Origin of the sequence: Burkholderia sp. AU33803 (assembly GCF_002223095.1) — a bacterium.
In the GTDB taxonomy this organism is placed as follows: Bacteria; Pseudomonadota; Gammaproteobacteria; order Burkholderiales; family Burkholderiaceae; genus Burkholderia.
The window spans coordinates 619,799-636,029 of record NZ_NKFJ01000008.1 but is presented as its reverse complement, the minus strand read 5'-3'; the positions used below and the strand labels follow the sequence as shown (position 1 = coordinate 636,029).

At 59.6% G+C, this 16,231-nt stretch carries 14 protein-coding genes; 9 read left to right on the top strand and 5 right to left on the bottom strand.

Features of this window, described 5'->3' with window-relative positions:
- Positions 1-909 precede the first annotated feature (909 nt).
- The 5 genes from CFB41_RS34345 to CFB41_RS34325 form a co-directional block, all read right to left on the bottom strand.
- The gene (locus CFB41_RS34345) at positions 910-1,497 is read right to left on the bottom strand and encodes a hypothetical protein (RefSeq protein ID WP_089459693.1); all 588 of its coding nucleotides are present in this window, start codon (positions 1,495-1,497) and stop codon (positions 910-912) included.
- Between the two features lie 86 nt (positions 1,498-1,583).
- The gene (locus CFB41_RS34340; protein WP_071333800.1) at positions 1,584-2,009 is read right to left on the bottom strand and encodes a nuclear transport factor 2 family protein; all 426 of its coding nucleotides are present in this window, start codon (positions 2,007-2,009) and stop codon (positions 1,584-1,586) included.
- A 299-nt stretch (positions 2,010-2,308) separates the two neighbouring features.
- The gene (locus CFB41_RS34335) at positions 2,309-3,355 is read right to left on the bottom strand and encodes a DUF3445 domain-containing protein (RefSeq protein WP_089459691.1); all 1,047 of its coding nucleotides are present in this window, start codon (positions 3,353-3,355) and stop codon (positions 2,309-2,311) included.
- A 12-nt stretch (positions 3,356-3,367) separates the two neighbouring features.
- Positions 3,368-4,333 carry a PDR/VanB family oxidoreductase gene (locus CFB41_RS34330; RefSeq protein ID WP_089459690.1) on the bottom strand — a complete coding sequence of 322 codons (966 nt, stop codon included), beginning with the start codon at positions 4,331-4,333 and terminating at the stop codon, positions 3,368-3,370.
- A complete protein-coding gene (locus tag CFB41_RS34325) occupies positions 4,330-4,932 on the bottom strand; it encodes a dimethylamine monooxygenase subunit DmmA family protein (protein ID WP_089459689.1) in 603 nt (200 codons plus the stop codon). Before CFB41_RS34325 ends, CFB41_RS34330 begins: the two co-directional genes overlap by 4 nt.
- Between CFB41_RS34325 and CFB41_RS37935 the strand changes: the two genes are divergently transcribed.
- The 9 genes from CFB41_RS37935 (at position 4,931) to CFB41_RS34285 (ending at position 16,092) form a co-directional block, all read left to right on the top strand.
- On the top strand, positions 4,931-5,161 hold the full coding sequence (locus CFB41_RS37935) for a hypothetical protein (protein ID WP_144029990.1): 231 nt from the start codon (positions 4,931-4,933) through the stop codon (positions 5,159-5,161). The genes CFB41_RS34325 and CFB41_RS37935 overlap by 2 nt on opposite strands.
- A gap of 30 nt (positions 5,162-5,191) precedes the next feature.
- On the top strand, positions 5,192-6,370 hold the full coding sequence (locus tag CFB41_RS34320; RefSeq protein ID WP_179250286.1) for a PAS domain-containing protein: 1,179 nt from the start codon (positions 5,192-5,194) through the stop codon (positions 6,368-6,370).
- The gene (locus tag CFB41_RS34315; protein WP_179250284.1) at positions 6,357-7,814 is read left to right on the top strand and encodes a sigma-54-dependent Fis family transcriptional regulator; all 1,458 of its coding nucleotides are present in this window, start codon (positions 6,357-6,359) and stop codon (positions 7,812-7,814) included. The genes CFB41_RS34320 and CFB41_RS34315 overlap by 14 nt, the downstream gene beginning before the upstream one ends.
- Before the next feature lie 191 nt (positions 7,815-8,005).
- Positions 8,006-9,508, top strand: a complete 1,503-nt coding sequence (locus CFB41_RS34310; RefSeq protein ID WP_089459686.1) for an aldehyde dehydrogenase — start codon at positions 8,006-8,008, stop codon at positions 9,506-9,508.
- Between the two features lie 137 nt (positions 9,509-9,645).
- Entirely contained in the window at positions 9,646-11,184 is a 1,539-nt protein-coding gene (locus tag CFB41_RS34305; RefSeq protein ID WP_089459685.1) for an APC family permease, read from the top strand.
- Positions 11,185-11,466: 282 nt separating this feature from the next.
- On the top strand, positions 11,467-11,946 hold the full coding sequence (locus tag CFB41_RS34300) for a hypothetical protein (protein ID WP_089459684.1): 480 nt from the start codon (positions 11,467-11,469) through the stop codon (positions 11,944-11,946).
- 76 nt (positions 11,947-12,022) lie between these two features.
- Positions 12,023-13,330, top strand: a complete 1,308-nt coding sequence (gene gabT, locus CFB41_RS34295) for a 4-aminobutyrate--2-oxoglutarate transaminase (protein WP_256941355.1) — start codon at positions 12,023-12,025, stop codon at positions 13,328-13,330.
- A gap of 102 nt (positions 13,331-13,432) precedes the next feature.
- A complete protein-coding gene (locus CFB41_RS34290; RefSeq protein WP_089459683.1) occupies positions 13,433-14,668 on the top strand; it encodes a CaiB/BaiF CoA-transferase family protein in 1,236 nt (411 codons plus the stop codon).
- Positions 14,665-16,092, top strand: a complete 1,428-nt coding sequence (locus tag CFB41_RS34285) for an aldehyde dehydrogenase family protein (RefSeq protein ID WP_089459682.1) — start codon at positions 14,665-14,667, stop codon at positions 16,090-16,092. Before CFB41_RS34290 ends, CFB41_RS34285 begins: the two co-directional genes overlap by 4 nt.
- Positions 16,093-16,231: the final 139 nt, after the last annotated feature.

The following is a 16,231-nucleotide window of genomic DNA, read 5'->3' as shown; positions in this document are numbered from 1 at the left end:
TTGATCGTGCTGTCGTCGCCACCGCATCCCGGCAGAACTGCGCTCGCCAAAAGCAATAAAAGACAGGTGACTGCTCGCGTTTTTTTCATCTTTGATCCTTGGCCAACTTCGAAGCGTCATGATCCTTGTCGGCCGCGAAGCTGAAATTGAGCTGCCGCTGCTCACACCTGCGTGAAAGCGACGGGAGACGATGCTGTTGAGTTCGAGAACGGCCGTGTGCCGCTCGCCGGTTCCCGGTGTTGGTCAGTGGACGACTCGACGCGAGAGGCAGGGCCATGCCAGCGCGTCGAGCTGAACGCCCCGCACGCCAGAGCACCGAGCGTGTCATCGATCGGAATCCATGCCGGAACCTGGCCGGAGCGATGGCGCAGTGTGCGAGCGTGCGCATTCGAACATTGAAAGATGACGATATGGAGTCGGAAATATTCCGTGCCATTTCAATGAATTTCGGATTGCTTTCGATGGAATTCCGATCGCATGCGTTTCCGGAGGTGTGCCGATGCGTCGGAATCCGCCCCGTCCGTGCGGTATCGAGCGGGGTTTTCTGCATACATGGTCTCGATGAACGGGACGCGATCGAGAGGGAACCGACTCTCGGTGTTGACGTGGGCGAAGGTGGAGATCTCCGGGTTGATCTTCTCGCTTGCAAAGCATGGTGTCGCCCTGATCGTCGGGTCGTCCGATCGAGGCGACGTACCTGGGCTAAATGTGCCGATCGTGTGCGGGTGATCGGCGAAGGCGAGCCGTGCGGTGATTTCGTCAGCCACTCTGCGGTGGGTGTTCGAAGGTTCTACTAACCGTGACCACAGATACCGCTAGCGCGTGAGGTCTCGGTCGCGGCGCCATCTTCCGCTGGCGGTGACACGTTTTCCTGGTCCACGATTACCGGCAGCACTTAGTACTAGCGCTTCAGAGTATGAGATAGCCTCGAGCCAGGGTCCGCCGCAATGACGCTTCCCCGCGAGTGCCGGGGACACTCAGCGACTCGTCGCCGACGTGCACCCCCATTGCAAGCATGTCGAGCAGCGCTCGCAGTCTGCGTTGGCGGGACAGTATTTCCGAGAACGCAGCATTCTCACGGAAGATGCGCGCTTGCAGTGCGCGAACAGTCGTTTCAGTTTGCTCTGCAATGGTCGCCAGCGTCCATCGGTCATGGGGATAGAGGAATATCTTCCGCGCGAGCGCCAGCGAGATCGATGCCGTCTTGGCGTGGGTCGCGAGAGACAGGTCCTCCCAGTCCGTCGCCGTCATCGTCACGCCGCAATCGTACTCGCAAAGAATGTGAACCACCGCCTCGGCTGCGCCGCTGGCATCCGGTTCCAATTGGTAATCGAAGCGTCGACTCACCGGAATCTGAATGCAACGTTGTCGTTGGCTCGGTACCAGATCGATACCTTCGACGTTCTGCAAACCTCGCGCGCATTTGATGAATATATCGAATGGAAAGCTCAGCCCGTAAAGGTGTAGCGAGCGGGTGACCGAAAAGTCGAACTTCATCTTAGGCTAGCCCTGAAACATCGACCAAAGCGTGGAAGGAATTCCCGCGCGAATATCGCGCGGGTAAAGGTCATCGTTCCGACCGTTCAGACGCCGGCGACTGCACCTTTGAAACTCCCTTCAACGTACATCTGTCCTTTGCAGGTCCATTTGCCGTCAATGCGCTCCCAGACGTAGAGCACCTTGTACGGATGAACTTCCTTCTGCCCGTCCGTTGATACGAGTGTGACCTCCGCGAAGTCCCATCCGGCATCACCCACCCGGTGGGCCGAGACGGACTTGGCCTCAAAGGTGTATGCACCGACGAAGTCGGCGTAAAGCGTTTCGATCGCCTTCGCGCCGATGGCCGTCTCCTCTTCCGCACCGACGGACCATGCATCCGGCGTGAAGAATTCGTAGGCGACGGTACCTGCGTTGTTGGTCGCGAAACCGTTGGTCAACACCGCATAATTGGCGGCAATCGCTTGTTGAAACGCTTGGTCCAGTTGCTCTTCAGATTGCGCTTGCGACATGAATGTCTCCTTGGTTAAACGTAACATCGGAAAAGAGCGAGAAAGTCGTCCAGCAGTGGGATGGACGCGAGCACTCGAAGTCGTCACTCGCGACCTTCGCCGTTTCACGTAAGGGTGCCGTGCGTGCGGGTGATGTAGCGCGAGGGCACTCACACAGACTTGAAGCCGCACACGGGTGAAATACGCCGCCGGCAATCAACCGCGGCGCGGGTTTACACGATCCTGATATCGCAATGGAATATTCGCTGCCGGGTACATGGGCAGGCGCCGGGAAACACGCGGCGCCTGCGCAAAGGCGCTTACTCCGGGCCGTTTCCGGGAGAAGTCGGAGCGCCGTCGTCGAACTTCGACAGGTACTCAACCATCAAGTCGTGGTAAAGCGTAAAGCCCTTGTAGTCCCGGATTTCAGGGTTCAGGTCTCGCAAGACGCGGTGCATGCGACGGCCCCACTTCGGGATGGTGCACAGTTCTTCGAGGCTTGCGAAATACGTCCGCACCGGAAACACGATCGCGTTGCTCCGTGGCAGACGGTGCAGCGGCTGCAACTCGACGCGCATATTGACCTTCTTGCCCACGTCGTCGAGCGTGAGCTTCGCTCGGTCGGGGGCCCACTCCGGCAGCGTCTCTGCGGACGTCTCGAGGCGCGGGTTGACGGTAAAAGTCCAGTTGAGACGCCGCACCGGATGGCCGATACGCATGCGCTTGAGGAACTTGAGGCCCCGCTCGAGAATGCCACTGTCGTGCAGCGACGAGATCGTCGGGCCGTGCCACTCCTTCCAACTCATGCCGAGGTTGAAGCGCAACGAGTAGTCGGCGCGCTCGGTCGCCATGGCAGCGGACCAATAGAGGGTATCGTCGCGGTCATCCACGACGATCCATTCACCTTGAGCCTGGCGAGTGATGTATTCCATCGGCTCATACGGCAGGGTCTTCGGGTCGCCGAAGGTGAAGGTGTCCTTGATGTTCAGCAGCTTGTTTTCCCACGTCCACTGCGAGCCGTCAATGCTCAACGTGAAGTACTCCGGATAGTCGGACGCGTACGACTCCATGATCAACTCGAGCAGGTCCCACTGCGCTTGCATCATGTTGGGCAGCGCCTTGAAATGCTGCCCGGGACGCTCCTCCAATGCAATCGCGCGTTCCTTCATCTCCGCGACGTAATGCTCGTCGATGTCGAAGTTGGCGGCGTACACGGTACCGGGAACCTTGACGTGAGGCTCCAGATTCATCGTGTACTCGTACTTGTCCTCGAAGAACGGGAACGGCCAACGCTGGATACTTTCTTTGCTGTTCCGGAACGTGTAATCGTCGCGGAAGGTTTCGGTCGTGTTGAAGACGATAGACATGATTCGCTCCGGTTACAGGTCGAGGACAAGCTTCTTGCATTTGGCGCGGGACACGCAGGGCATCATCTTTCGATTGGATGCCTTGATGTCGTCGCTGAGCCAGATGTCTCGATGTTCAATTTCACCATCGAGTTCGAGCACGTCGGTTTCGCAGTGCCCACAGGCACCACCACGGCAGAGGTAGGGCATGTCGAGGCCGGCGCCCTCGATTGCCTCGAGCAGGCTGAGTTCGGGCGGGACCATGATCCGCTTGTTGGCCTTCTTCAGAAACGCCTCGAACGCGTCTCCAGTCGATGCTTCAACGAACTCTTCCCAGTGAATGTGGCTGTCCGCCCACCCGAGCGCGCGTGCGGAAGCGACAACCGCTTCAATCATCGGAGCCGGGCCGCAAATATAGACATCGGAGCCCAACGGTTGATTGCCGAGAATCGCGTCAAAGTCGATCTGAGCGTCAGCGCTGTCGTAGTAGAGCTCCGTGGACCCGATCTCGTCGCCCGCGATAAATTGCTTCATCCCGTTGTGATCCATATTGCGGACCGCGTAGTGCAGTTCATACGGGACCGAGCCGACCTGCAGGTCGTGAATCTGGGAGATGATGGGCGTGATGCCGACGCCGCCTGCAATGAAGATGTGCTTCAGCGACCGACGGTTAAGCGGGAAGTTGTTGACCGGATGCGTGATGTGAAGCGTCATGCCGACGCGAACATCGTTGTGCATGGCGAGCGATCCACCGCGACCATTGTCCTGGCGACGAACGCCGATTCTGTACGACGTCGTGTCGAACGGCGTGCTCATCAGCGAGTACGGGTTGCGATAGATTTTTCCTTCGTCGGGAATCAGCACAACCACGTGACTTCCGCCGGAGAAGCCGGGAAGCGGCTTGCCGGAAGGGTCCTGAAGGGTGAATACCTTGATGAGCGGGGTGATGTCTTCAATTGCGGTGACAACAACCGGCAACGTACCTGCATGCGCGTTCATGTGTCGAGCTCCTCTGCCGCCGGCATGTTGCCGGTCTGTTCGGCGTCTGCCTTCACGCCCATGAATGCGGCCAGACGGCCCGAGTAATGATCGCGAACCACGAGATCAAGGCCGCAGCCGGGGCACTTGAAAACACGATGCGTGACGTTCTCCGTGTAGGTATCGCAGTGAACACACCAGACACGTCGAACGTATGTGCCGCCGTGCTCGCGCAGCACTTCGTCGCTGTTCAGGTTGAACTTGTTTGCGACTTGCATCGCCGTACCGATGAAGCTCTCCGAACCGGCCAGATAAAGACGCAATCCCGTCTTGGCCGTCGACAAATACGTTTCCAGGTAACCGACGAGTTCGGCGTTCGACTTGAAGAGCCTGAGGTTCTCCGTTTCGATGGCCTGAAGTTCCGCCGAGAAGTCCTTCCCCGAAAACGACTCGGTGGAATAGAAGACGACGGTGCGCTCTGACTTGTCGGACAACTCGCCGAGCAAACGCAAGAGCGCTTGGCCCCCGCTTCCCTGACCCGCTATGACGTGGAGCGCACCGTTGGACATCGGTGCGAGGACGTCATACACCGGACGGCTTTTTATGCCGGTGATTAACATGGTTGAAGCCTCCTTGGACGTTCGTTCGATCCGTCGCCGCGTCGGCGGCCACATCCAGGCAGCCGCAGCAAACGAATTCGCTCTACTGCAAAGCGAGACTCGTGCCAGCAGCCTGAATGCCTTGTCACGCATGGGCTGTCAGGGAAATCCCTACCAAAAAATAACTATCTCAATATTTTTGATCGATGCAAATTCGCAGCAACGAGCAACAAATGCGCATCAGTCCTGACGTCGGGACGGCGCTGTGATGGAGGTCCTCGTGCTGTCAAACATCCCGGTATTGGCGCTCACCATTGCGAGGTCGGGAGCGGTGCTCGACGCAAGCACGCTCCTGACGGAATGGTGCGGAAATGTCGAATCGCTCATCGGTATGCCAAGCGCCTCCCTCTTTACAGGGAATTCAGTAGGTCTCCTTGATAACTATCTGGCGCTCCCGACGCTTGACACGGTGACCGCAAACGAAGAACTCGAGATGGTGCTGGACGGTGTACCGACGGCCGTCAGTTCCCGGCTCGTCGGGACGCTTCATGACGGAGAACCGGCGTTGCAGGTTTTCGCGGTCGAGAGTGTTGGAGGAAGGCAGCTTCTCGCGCAAGTGCAGAGCGGTGCCGAACTGCTGCGTGGATACATCGAAACCACGAGCCAGCCTATGTGGTGCATAGAGTTCACTGAACCCGTCAATCTTCAGGAGAGCGAGCCGGAGATCATCCGCCAGGTGTTTTCCAACGAGTGTCACTGGTCGAATTGCAACGAAGCAATGTCGCGCTTCTACTCGCTGCCCGAAGGCGTGGACATTAACGACCAACCCGTCCGAACCTACTTCCCGCGCAGCCCCCAGAACGAGGCATTTGTCCGCAATCTCATCCGGAATGACTTCAACGTCGATCGCAGCCTCACGATCGACCTGAAATATGACGGGTCGACGATGTATGTCGAGAACAACGTTCGAGGCAAGATCCAGGGCGGCTATCTCACCCGGATGTGGGGGACGCTGCAAGACCTGACCGACTTCAGAAACGAACGTGACAAGCTCGTACAGTCGGCGGAGACCGTCCAGCGCATTCTCAGCGCGATCCCCGATGCGATTCTGGTCGCAAGCAGAAGCGGGACCATCACCGCGGTCAACCCCGCTTGCGAACGGCTCTTCAACTCTCCCGCGTCGAGCATCCTGCATGGCCGGATCGGCGATTTCATTTCGCTCGCCGATACCGACGTTGCACGCAAGTGGAGCAACGGCGAAACGCATCGGTGGCTTGATGTCGTGAAATTCTCGAACGGCGCCGTGATGGACTGCGATGTGCGAGTCGGCCCGGTGGGGGACGACCTATTCTCGGATTTCGTGTTTTCCATTCGTCCTGTCGCACCTGTCGTGCGCAGTTCCGGCCAGGCGCGGCGCGCCGTCACCGCTTCGAAGAGGTCCTCGAATGAAGTTCGCTGACATGTCCGAGCGGGACGAGACCGGCTGGTCGCATGACGAACTGCTGGCGTTTCTCGGCGACCCCCGATGGAGTACGATCTGCGACCTTTTGCCGGACGGGATGCTCATGATCGACCGTGGCGGCGTGACCCGGTATGTGAATGCGGCGGGTGAAAGCATGAACGAGTTGCCGAGAGCCTCCATCGTGGGCCGGCCGCTACTCGAGTTCGTCAACGAGTCATTCATCCAATGCCCCGGCGTCCTGGAAGCGTTCAACAAGGGGGAGCGTTACCACGAGAACCTCGTCGATGGCACGGGCCGACGTCTCGTGATTACGGGTCGAGCGTTGCGTGACAGCAAGGGCGCCATGACCTGCTACATCATTCTGCAGCGTAACCTCGACGCGTTCACCAAGGGCGCCCCGTCGAATGCCGGCCAGAGCGGCAAGGAGGCGAACCAGTCGCAATCCGAGCCGAGCCCGTTGATGGGGGTGACGGAAGACACGGCGAGATTGCTGACCGTGGGCCAGCGCGCGATCTCGATGGGGAGTCGCGTGCTGTTGCTGGGCGAGTCCGGTGTCGGCAAGACGGAATTTGCGAAGTTGCTGCACCGCCGTTCCGGCCGGGAAAGCTCGCCTTTCGTCCACGTGAACTGTGCGGGTATTCCCGAATCCTTGTTCGAGTCGGAAATGTTCGGCTATGAAAGGGGCTCCTTCACGGGTGCGCTTACTCGGGGCAAGCCGGGTCTGATCGAATCCGCCGACGGGGGAACGTTGTTTCTCGACGAGATTGGCGAGACGCCGTTGCAGTCGCAGGCGAAACTGCTGATGGTTCTTGAATCGGGCCTGGTGCAGCGGGTCGGCGCGATGCAGCCCAGAAGGGTCAAGGTCAATGTGGTAGCGGCGACCAACCAGAATCTGCGTGAACTGGTGGAACAGGGCCGCTTCCGTCGGGACCTTTACTACCGGTTGTCGGTGGTCGTGCTTTCGTTGCCTCCACTTCGTCTGCAGCGCGACCTGATCGATCCTCTGGTGGAGCGTTTTCTTTCGTCAGTCAACCAGCGGCGCGAGACGCCGCTGCAGCTCACCAAGGCGTGTCGGGACAAGCTTCGGCAGTACGCGTTTCCCGGCAACATTCGAGAGCTTCAGAACCTCATCGAATACCTGTCGGTGGCATGCGAAAGCACGGCAAGCGAAGAGGATCTGCCGCTCGAGGCATCCGCAAGCGGGCCGTTCGATGGTGGGGAGCCGCTCGGCATCGGCCAGAATGCATTGACTGTCGATATCGTCGATGAAAGCGAGACCTCAGAGCTCAGTCTGAAAGCGCTGGTACGTCGCTACGAGAGCAAAGTCATCGAAGATGCCATCAGGCGATGTGGCAGCAAACGCAAAGCCGCGGAGTTGCTCCAGACGGACATCGCCACCATCTCCAGAAAGAGCAGGCCCTCTGCCGCTGCAGAAGCATGATGCGCAAATGCATCGTTCGATACGACAGTGCATCAACCAATATTTCAGAAAGCTAACTAAACGCAGCAAACCCAATAAATACAAGGCTTCTCTCGCGCAGGCATGCAATTGGCACGGAAGGTGCATTAGTGTAGTCCGACTGGCGGTTCGTTCGGAGCACCAGCTAAAACATGTCTGAGGAGCATCAAGAAATGAGCGAAGAAGTCAAAGTGGTTGATTGGCATGCCAAGGCAAAAAGCCTCGATGTCCAGACGAAACTGTTCATCGACGGCCGGTTTGTCGATGCAGTCGATGGCGGCCGGTTTACCACGGTCAATCCGGCAACGGGCCTTGAACAGCACACGATGGTGCGTGGCAACGAGAAGGACATCGATCTTGCCGTGGCCGCCGCTCGCCGTACCTTCAAGGAAGGGGTGTGGTCGAGGATGGCGCCGCGCGACCGAATGGACGTGCTGTTCCGCCTGGCTCAACTCATCAACGAACATACCGAAGAACTCGCGCTGCTGGACTGCCTCGACATGGGCAAGCCCATCAGCGACCTGTTGAACGGCGACGTACCGTTCTCGGCTCACACGTTCCAGTACTTTGCCGAAGCGATCGACAAGATCGAAGGGGTTGTCACCAACACCGCGTCGAGCGCTTTCCACTTCATCTCCCGTGAGCCCATCGGTGTCGTCGGTGCGGTGACGCCGTGGAATTATCCGCTGATGATGGCAGCGTGGAAGGTCGCGCCGGCGCTGGCTGCGGGTAACTCGGTCGTCCTCAAGCCGGCTGAGCAATCGCCGACGAGCGCGCTCCTGCTCGCGCGTCTGTTCGTGGAAGCGGGTGGCCCGGCAGGCGTGTTCAACGTGGTGAACGGCTTCGGCGAAGACGCGGGCAAGGCGCTCGCGTTGCACCAGGATGTCGACAAGATTTCCTTCACGGGGTCGACGGAAGTCGGCAAGCTGATGATGATCTACGCCGGCCAGTCCAACATGAAGCGGGTGACGACGGAGTGTGGCGGCAAGAGCCCGCAAATCGTGTTTGACGACGTCGCAGACATCGATACGGCCGTCCGATACGCCGTGAGCGGCATCTATGGCAACCAGGGCGAGGTTTGCAGCGCCGGCTCGCGCATCCTGGTGCAGCGCGGCATCTACGAGCAGTTCGTGAAGAAGTTCGTCGAACTGGCGCCGACGATGTTCAAGCCGGGCGATCCGCTCGATCCCGGCACGACCATGGGCCCGTTGGTGACGAAGGAACAGCACAAGCGCGTGTCGTCATACATCGACATCGGCCAGAGCGAAGGGGGTGTTCTCGCGCTGACCGGTCAAATTCCGGCGGAGCTTCGCGCGGGCAACTTCGTGGCGCCGACGCTCTTCACCGATGTGAATCGCAATATGCGCATTGCGAACGAGGAAATCTTCGGACCCGTTGCAGCCATCATGCCGTTCGACAGCGAGGAGGAAGCGGTCGATATCGCAAACTCGTCGATCTATGGACTGGCCGCCGGTATCTGGACATCGAATGTCACCCGCGCCCACCGCGTGGCGCGCAACGTCGAATCGGGGATCGTCTGGGTGAATTGTTATGACCACGGCGACATGACGCAGCCTTGGGGTGGCTTCAAGCAGTCGGGGCAGGGGCGCGACAAGTGCTTCGAAACCATTCTTGCTCACACGCAGAGCAAGTCCGTTTGGCTCAATTTGGAGTGAAACCGCGTTGTTGGAAGAAGTCGGCGCATGACCGCGCCGACCCGCTTGGCAAACGGGCGCAACACCGTGCCTAGCGGTGTTTGCGGCCGCCCAAACGCCGTTTCGCCTGAATTTTCCATCTGAAGGTAGGAGACAACATGTCCTTCTCTGACCCCCGCTCTGCCGACGACGACTCGGCGCAACTCGCAGCGTTGGGCTACACATCGAGCTTCGACCGCTCGATGGGCCTGTGGCAAAACTTTGCGCTCGGCTTTACCTATCTTTCTCCCGTCGTGGGCGCGTACACGCTGTTCACGTTCGGCATGACGACGGGCGGGCCTCCGTTCATCTGGTCCTATCTGATTGCCGCAATCGGCCAGATGTTTGTCTGCCTGATTTTTGGCGAGGTCGTGTCGCAATTCCCGATTGCCGGCGGGCTTTATCCGTGGACGCGACGCCTGGTGGGCGCGCGCTGGGCATGGATGAGCGGTTGGGTTTATATGTGGGCTTTGATCACGACCGTGGCCGCTGTCCCTGTTGGCGGCGCGCCGTTCTTTGCCTATCTGCTCGGGTTCGACGTCACACCGAAAACGACGACTATCATCGCCATCGTACTTTTGCTCGGCTCGACGCTCATCAACCTGCTCGGCACGAAGACGCTGGCACGCATTGCGATGTTCGGTTTCATCTGCGAGGTGCTGGGCGCGTTGCTCGTCAGTGGTTACCTGCTCCTGTTCGGCCGCCTGCAGCCGTTTCATGTGATCTTCGAGACGTTCAGCTTCAGTGCGGGCGGTTCGTATCTGCCCGCCTTCCTTGCCGCGGCGCTGGTTGGCATGTTCTGTTGCTATGGCTTCGAAGCGTGCGGCGACCTTGCTGAAGAAACACCGAACCCGGGCAAGGCGATTCCGCGCGCGATGCGGATGACGATTTACATCGGTATCCCCGTCACGATCTACGCGTGCCTTGGCCTCATCCTTGCGGTACCCGACCTGCAGGCTGCAATCTCGGGCAAGGACACGGACCCGATCAACACCATCCTGACGCATGCTTTCGGCGCGATTGGCGCACGGGTGGTCTACGGGATTGTGCTGATCTCTCACGTGTCGTGCATTCTCAGCCTCCAGGCTGCGGTCAGTCGGCTGGTTTATGCCTACGCTCGTGACAAGATGATCATTTGCAGCGGCTTCCTCTCCCGCATCTCGCCGCGGACCCACGTCCCGGCCGCGGCGCTGGTGGTTGCCGGTGTCGTGTCCGCGTTCATCGACTGCATCGGGTTCTTCGTCCAGGATGCGTTGAACATCATCGTCAGCTTTGCGGCGGTCGGTATTTACGTCGCGTTCCAGATGGTGGTGCTCGGTGCGATGTTCGCCCGCGTGCGCGGCTGGCGCCCGGCCGGTCAGTTCTCGATGGGTAACCTGGGGTGGCTGGTCAACATCCTTGCGCTCGTCTATGGAATCGGCGCCGTCGTCAATATTCTCTGGCCTCGCACGCCCACGGCTCCGTGGTACATGAACTACTCCATGCTGCTGACCCTGGTGGTGGTGGTCGTCTCCGGGCTGCTCTATCTCTTCATCGGCAAGCCGCACCGCAAGAGTGATGCTCCGGCCGGAGACGCGCATTTGCTCACCAGGCAACGACAGTTTGCGCCTGACGAGCACAGTTCGTTTCATGAAGTGACGGCCCCGCGGAACCTCTGAAGAATGGCTTTGGGACTCTCCGAGCCCTGAAACCATCCAATGCAAACGCTCCATTGGCGAGCATTTAGCGGGCTAATGTAGTAATCCTTAATAAATGGAGGATGAAATGCGATACAAACATTTGATCGCGGGGCTCCGTCACTTTCTGGCAGAAGCGTTCGTGCTTTGCTTTGCATTTCGCACGGGTGTGTGACCTTTGGTCCGGGCGGCCCCTGGTTGAAAAGGGGCCGCTCCAGGCCGGCGTTCTGCGTTCCACGTTCAAAGACTATGTAAAGGGCCAACATGAAAATCGGTGTGATGTTGTTCGGCTGCAGTGCCCTGCTCGTATCTGCGGTCGCGTCAGCTGAGCCAGTGATCTTGTCGAGTGGCTGGACGGCGGATTTTTCGCCCAGCATCGCGGAGGGCGCGAATCGCTCGACCGCGGTGTTTCAACTGCGTGGCAGCTACCGGGTAAGTCTGCCGTCAAAGGGCGATGTCTTCTTCGACACCACGTGCGTCGGAATCGAGACTGACACGACGGTGGGCAAGGACGTGACCGCGAAAGGCACCGGCCGCTGCGAGATGAAGGACAAGGACGGCGACAAGCTCCTGAGCGCCATCGATACCGTATTCGACGGCATCACGTTCAAGCTTCAGGGCGGCACCGGAAAGTGGAAGGCTGCAACGGGCCAGCTCGTCTCGAAAGAAGTGTTTACCAGCCAGGCGGATACCCGCTGGACCGGGTTCGGTAGTGGAAAGGGCGAAATTACCGTCTCGAAATAACGACCGGGCCGTCGTCCCGGCTTGATCTTTGAATTGTGATGACCACCCGGTCATCCCGTATCAACAGGAGTGAAAGATGTCGAATAACGAGCAAACGAACCAGGCTTTGATGGCGCGACGCGCTCGCGCCGTTCCCCAGGGCATTGGGAATGCTCATCCGGTATTCGCGGAACGCGCGGAGAACGGGGAAATCTGGGACGTCGAAGGCAAGCGGTATATCGATTTTTGTGCCGGTATCGCCGTTCTCAATACGGGACATCGACACCCGAAGGTGTCGGCAGCGGTTGCGAAGCAGGCCGAGAAATTCTCCCACACGTGTTTTCAAGTCGTGGCCTACGAATCGTACGTCGAGCTGGCGGAACGGCTTTCGGAACTTGCCCCCGGCCAATTCCCAAAGAAGGCCTTCTTCATGACGACCGGTGCCGAAGCGGTCGAAAACGCCGTCAAAGTCGCCCGTTACCACACGAAGCGCTCGGCCGTCATTTCGTTTGACGGTGCTTTCCACGGCCGAACGTTCATGGCGATGGCCCTGACAGGCAAGGTTGCGCCCTATAAGGCCGGTTTCGGCCCGATGTCGGCAGAGGTCTATCAAGCGCCGTTTCCGTCGGAGCTGCATGGCGTCTCGGTCGACGATGCCATCTACGGCCTCGAACGGTTGTTCAAATACACGGTGGACCCACAGCGCGTTGCTGCAATCATCGTGGAGCCGGTCCAGGGTGAAGGTGGCTACACGCCCGCACCGACCGAATTCCTCAAGCGACTGCGGAACATCTGTGACACGTACGGCATCGTCTTCATCGCGGACGAAATCCAGACCGGTGTCGGCCGAACCGGACGGATGTTCGCGATGGAGCACTCCGGCGTCGTGCCGGACCTGACCACGATGGCCAAGGGACTGGGCGGCGGCATGACGATCTCGGCCGTAGTTGGCCGCGCCGACGTGCTGGATTCGATTCCTCCAGGCGGGTTGGGCAGCACGTACGCAGGTCACCCGATGGCCTGTGTCGCGTCCCTCGCGGTTCTCGACGTCATGGAGGAGGAATCCCTTTGCGCGCGAAGCGAGGCGATCGGCGAGCGTCTGCGTTCCCGCTTCAACGGCCTGCGTGCCCATGTCCCTGAAATCGCCGACGTACGCGGTCTCGGCGCCATGACAGGGATTGAATTCATGAAAAACGGGCAGCCGGCTCCCGACATCGTGACGAGTCTGAAGGCCGAAGCACAAAAGGAAGGGCTTCTCCTGTTGACGTGCGGATCGTACGGCAACGTCTTGCGCATCATGCTCCCCCTGACGGCTTCGAACGCGCTCATCGATGAGGGCATGGACATCATCGAGGGCATCCTCCTCAAGTTGACGGCCGACGCCGGCGTCGTACAGCTGGCCTGAACGTGTCGGCATACGGGTAAGCGTCGCTCGCTTGTCCGTGCCGGAAATGGGCGCGGCTTCGGTTCGCGCCTTTCTTCAATGCTTCTCTAGCCGGGCTGATCGATGAGTTCCGCATTGTCCGACGTAAAGGTGCTCGATTTGTCGCGAGTACTCGCTGGCCCTTGGGCCACGCAGATTCTTGCCGACCTCGGTGCCGACGTGATCAAGGTCGAGCGTCCGGCGCTTGGCGACGAGACGCGTGCATGGGGCCCTCCGTACCTGAGAGACCGCGACGGGAATACGACCTCGGAGTCGGCATACTTTCTCGCCGCCAATCGCAACAAGCGTTCGCTCGCCATTGATATCGCGACCGCCGCAGGCCAGAAAATCATCCGGGACCTCGTCGCGAAATCCGATGTTCTTGTCGAGAACTTCAAGACGGGCGGCCTGGTGCAGTACGGGCTGGACTATGACAGCCTGAGAGAACTGAATCCTCGCCTGATCTACTGCTCGGTGACGGGGTACGGGCAATCGGGTCCGTACGCCAATCGCCCGGGGTACGACTTCGCGATCCAGGCGATGGGCGGATTGATGAGCATTACCGGCGTGCCAGACGGTCAGCCGGGTGCCGGGCCGCAGAAGGTAGGTGTGGCACTGACCGACGTCATGACAGGCATCTACGCGAGTTCGGCCATCCTCGCGGCCCTTCATCATCGGACGGTGACGGGTGTAGGCCAGCGGATCGACCTGTCTCTTCTGGACGTGCAACTCGCCACGTTGGCCAATCAGGCGTCGAACTTTCTCACGACCGGGATTTCGCCCGTCCGATTGGGCAATGCCCATCCGAACATCGTTCCGTATCAGGACTTCGAGACGTCGGACGGGCGAATCGTCATCGCGGTCGGGAACGATGAACAATTCAAGGCGCTGTGCAGGACGATCGGTTGCGAAGGGCTGCCGAATGACGAGCGCTTTGCGACCAATCGCACACGCGTCGAGTTCAGAACGGTGCTTATCCCGCTCCTTCGCGAGCAAATCAAGCTTTGGCGCAATGCAGAGTTGCTGGCTGCCCTCGAGGCGGCTGGCGTTCCTTGCAGCCCGGTCAACGACATCGGCCAGGCGTTCCAGGACCCGCATGTATCGGTGCGGGGGGCGGTCATTGAACAGCCGCACCCATTGGCCGGGATTGTGCGGACGGTGGCAAATCCGATCCGGATGAGCGAAACACCGGTTGACTACAGGAATCCGCCACCCCTCCTGGGGCAGCACACCAGGGAGATACTCGAAGGTGTGCTGGGCCTGTCGAACGACGTCATTGAGCAACTTCAGAAACAACGCGTGATCAAGGTACTCAAATGAAAACGAGCTACATCGGTGGACAATGGCGTCCCGGTTCGGACGGCTACCGAAACATCAACCCGTCCGATACATCTGACGTGGTCGACGAATTCTCACAGGCGGACGAAGGCCTGGCGCTCGAGGCAATCGATGCCGCGCACCAGGCGTTCACTACCGGGCAAGTACTCGGCGTGCAAGCTCGCGCTGATGCATTGGATCGCGTGGGCACTGAGCTCCTCGCCCGGAAAGAGGAGCTGGGCGAGCTGCTTTCACGGGAGGAAGGAAAAACCCGTGCGGAAGGTATTGGTGAAGTGGCGCGCGCCGGCCAGATCTTCAAATTTTTCGCGGGCGAAGTCCTTCGCGTCCGGGGTGAACACCTCGAATCTGTCAGACCCGGTTTGAGCGTCGACATCACCCGTGAGCCGGTCGGTGTCGTCGGCATCATCGCGCCGTGGAACTTCCCGATCGCCATCCCGGCGTGGAAGATTGCGCCGGCGCTCGCTTATGGCAACTGTGTGGTGTTCAAGCCGGCAGAACTGGTGCCATCGTCCGCGTGGGCATTGAGCGAAATCATCAGTCGCGCCGGGTTTCCGGCAGGCGTCTTCAACCTCGTTATCGGCCGTGGCAGCGTCGTAGGGAAGGCGCTCCTCGAGAGTCCGAAGGTTCATGCGATCAGTTTCACCGGCTCCACCGGAACTGGCGCGCGGGTCATGGCAACGGCCGGCGCACGCTTTGCAAAGTTGCAACTCGAGATGGGCGGAAAGAACCCGTTGCTCGTGACGGATGACGCGGACATGGAGACGGCACTCACCTGTGCTATCCAGGGATCCTTTTACTCCACCGGCCAGCGATGCACGGCATCGAGCCGAATCATCGTCACGCACGGCATCTATTCCAGATTCCGCGACGCGCTCGTCGAGCGGCTTTCGCACTTGCGCGTGGGTCACGCGCTCTCCGCAGACACGCACATTGGGCCGGTGGTCGATTCCGAGCAGTTGCAGACCGACCTGGAATACATCCGGATCGGGCGGGAAGAAGGTGCGACGCTTGCGTTCGGCGGAGAGCGAATCAAGCGCGACACGGACGGATTTTTCCTCTCGCCGGCACTCTTCGCGGACGTGAGCAGCGGAATGCGTATCGCCCGCGAAGAAATATTCGGCCCGGTAGCATGTCTCATCCCGGCACGAGATTTCGACGACGCGCTCCAGATAGCCAATGATACGGAATTCGGGCTATCGGCAGGCATTTGTACGACGTCGCTCCAATACGCCACGCGCTTCAAGCGCGAAGCGCAGGCCGGCATGGTGATGGTCAACGTTCCCACCGCCGGGGTCGATTACCACGTCCCTTTCGGCGGGCGCAAGGGCTCGAGCTACGGCTCGCGGGAGCAAGGCAGCTACGCAGCGGAGTTCTTCACTACCGTGAAGACCGCTTATAACGGTTAGGGCCGACTGGGTTCGTCCAGTCCATCCGTGAATGGCTTTGGCGGCACCGAAGATTCGGTGCCGTTTTTTTTTGTCTCCATCAGCGTCTGATTCATTTTTGTGGTGCTTGTAGTGCAGCAAATTGCAGGAATGAATCACG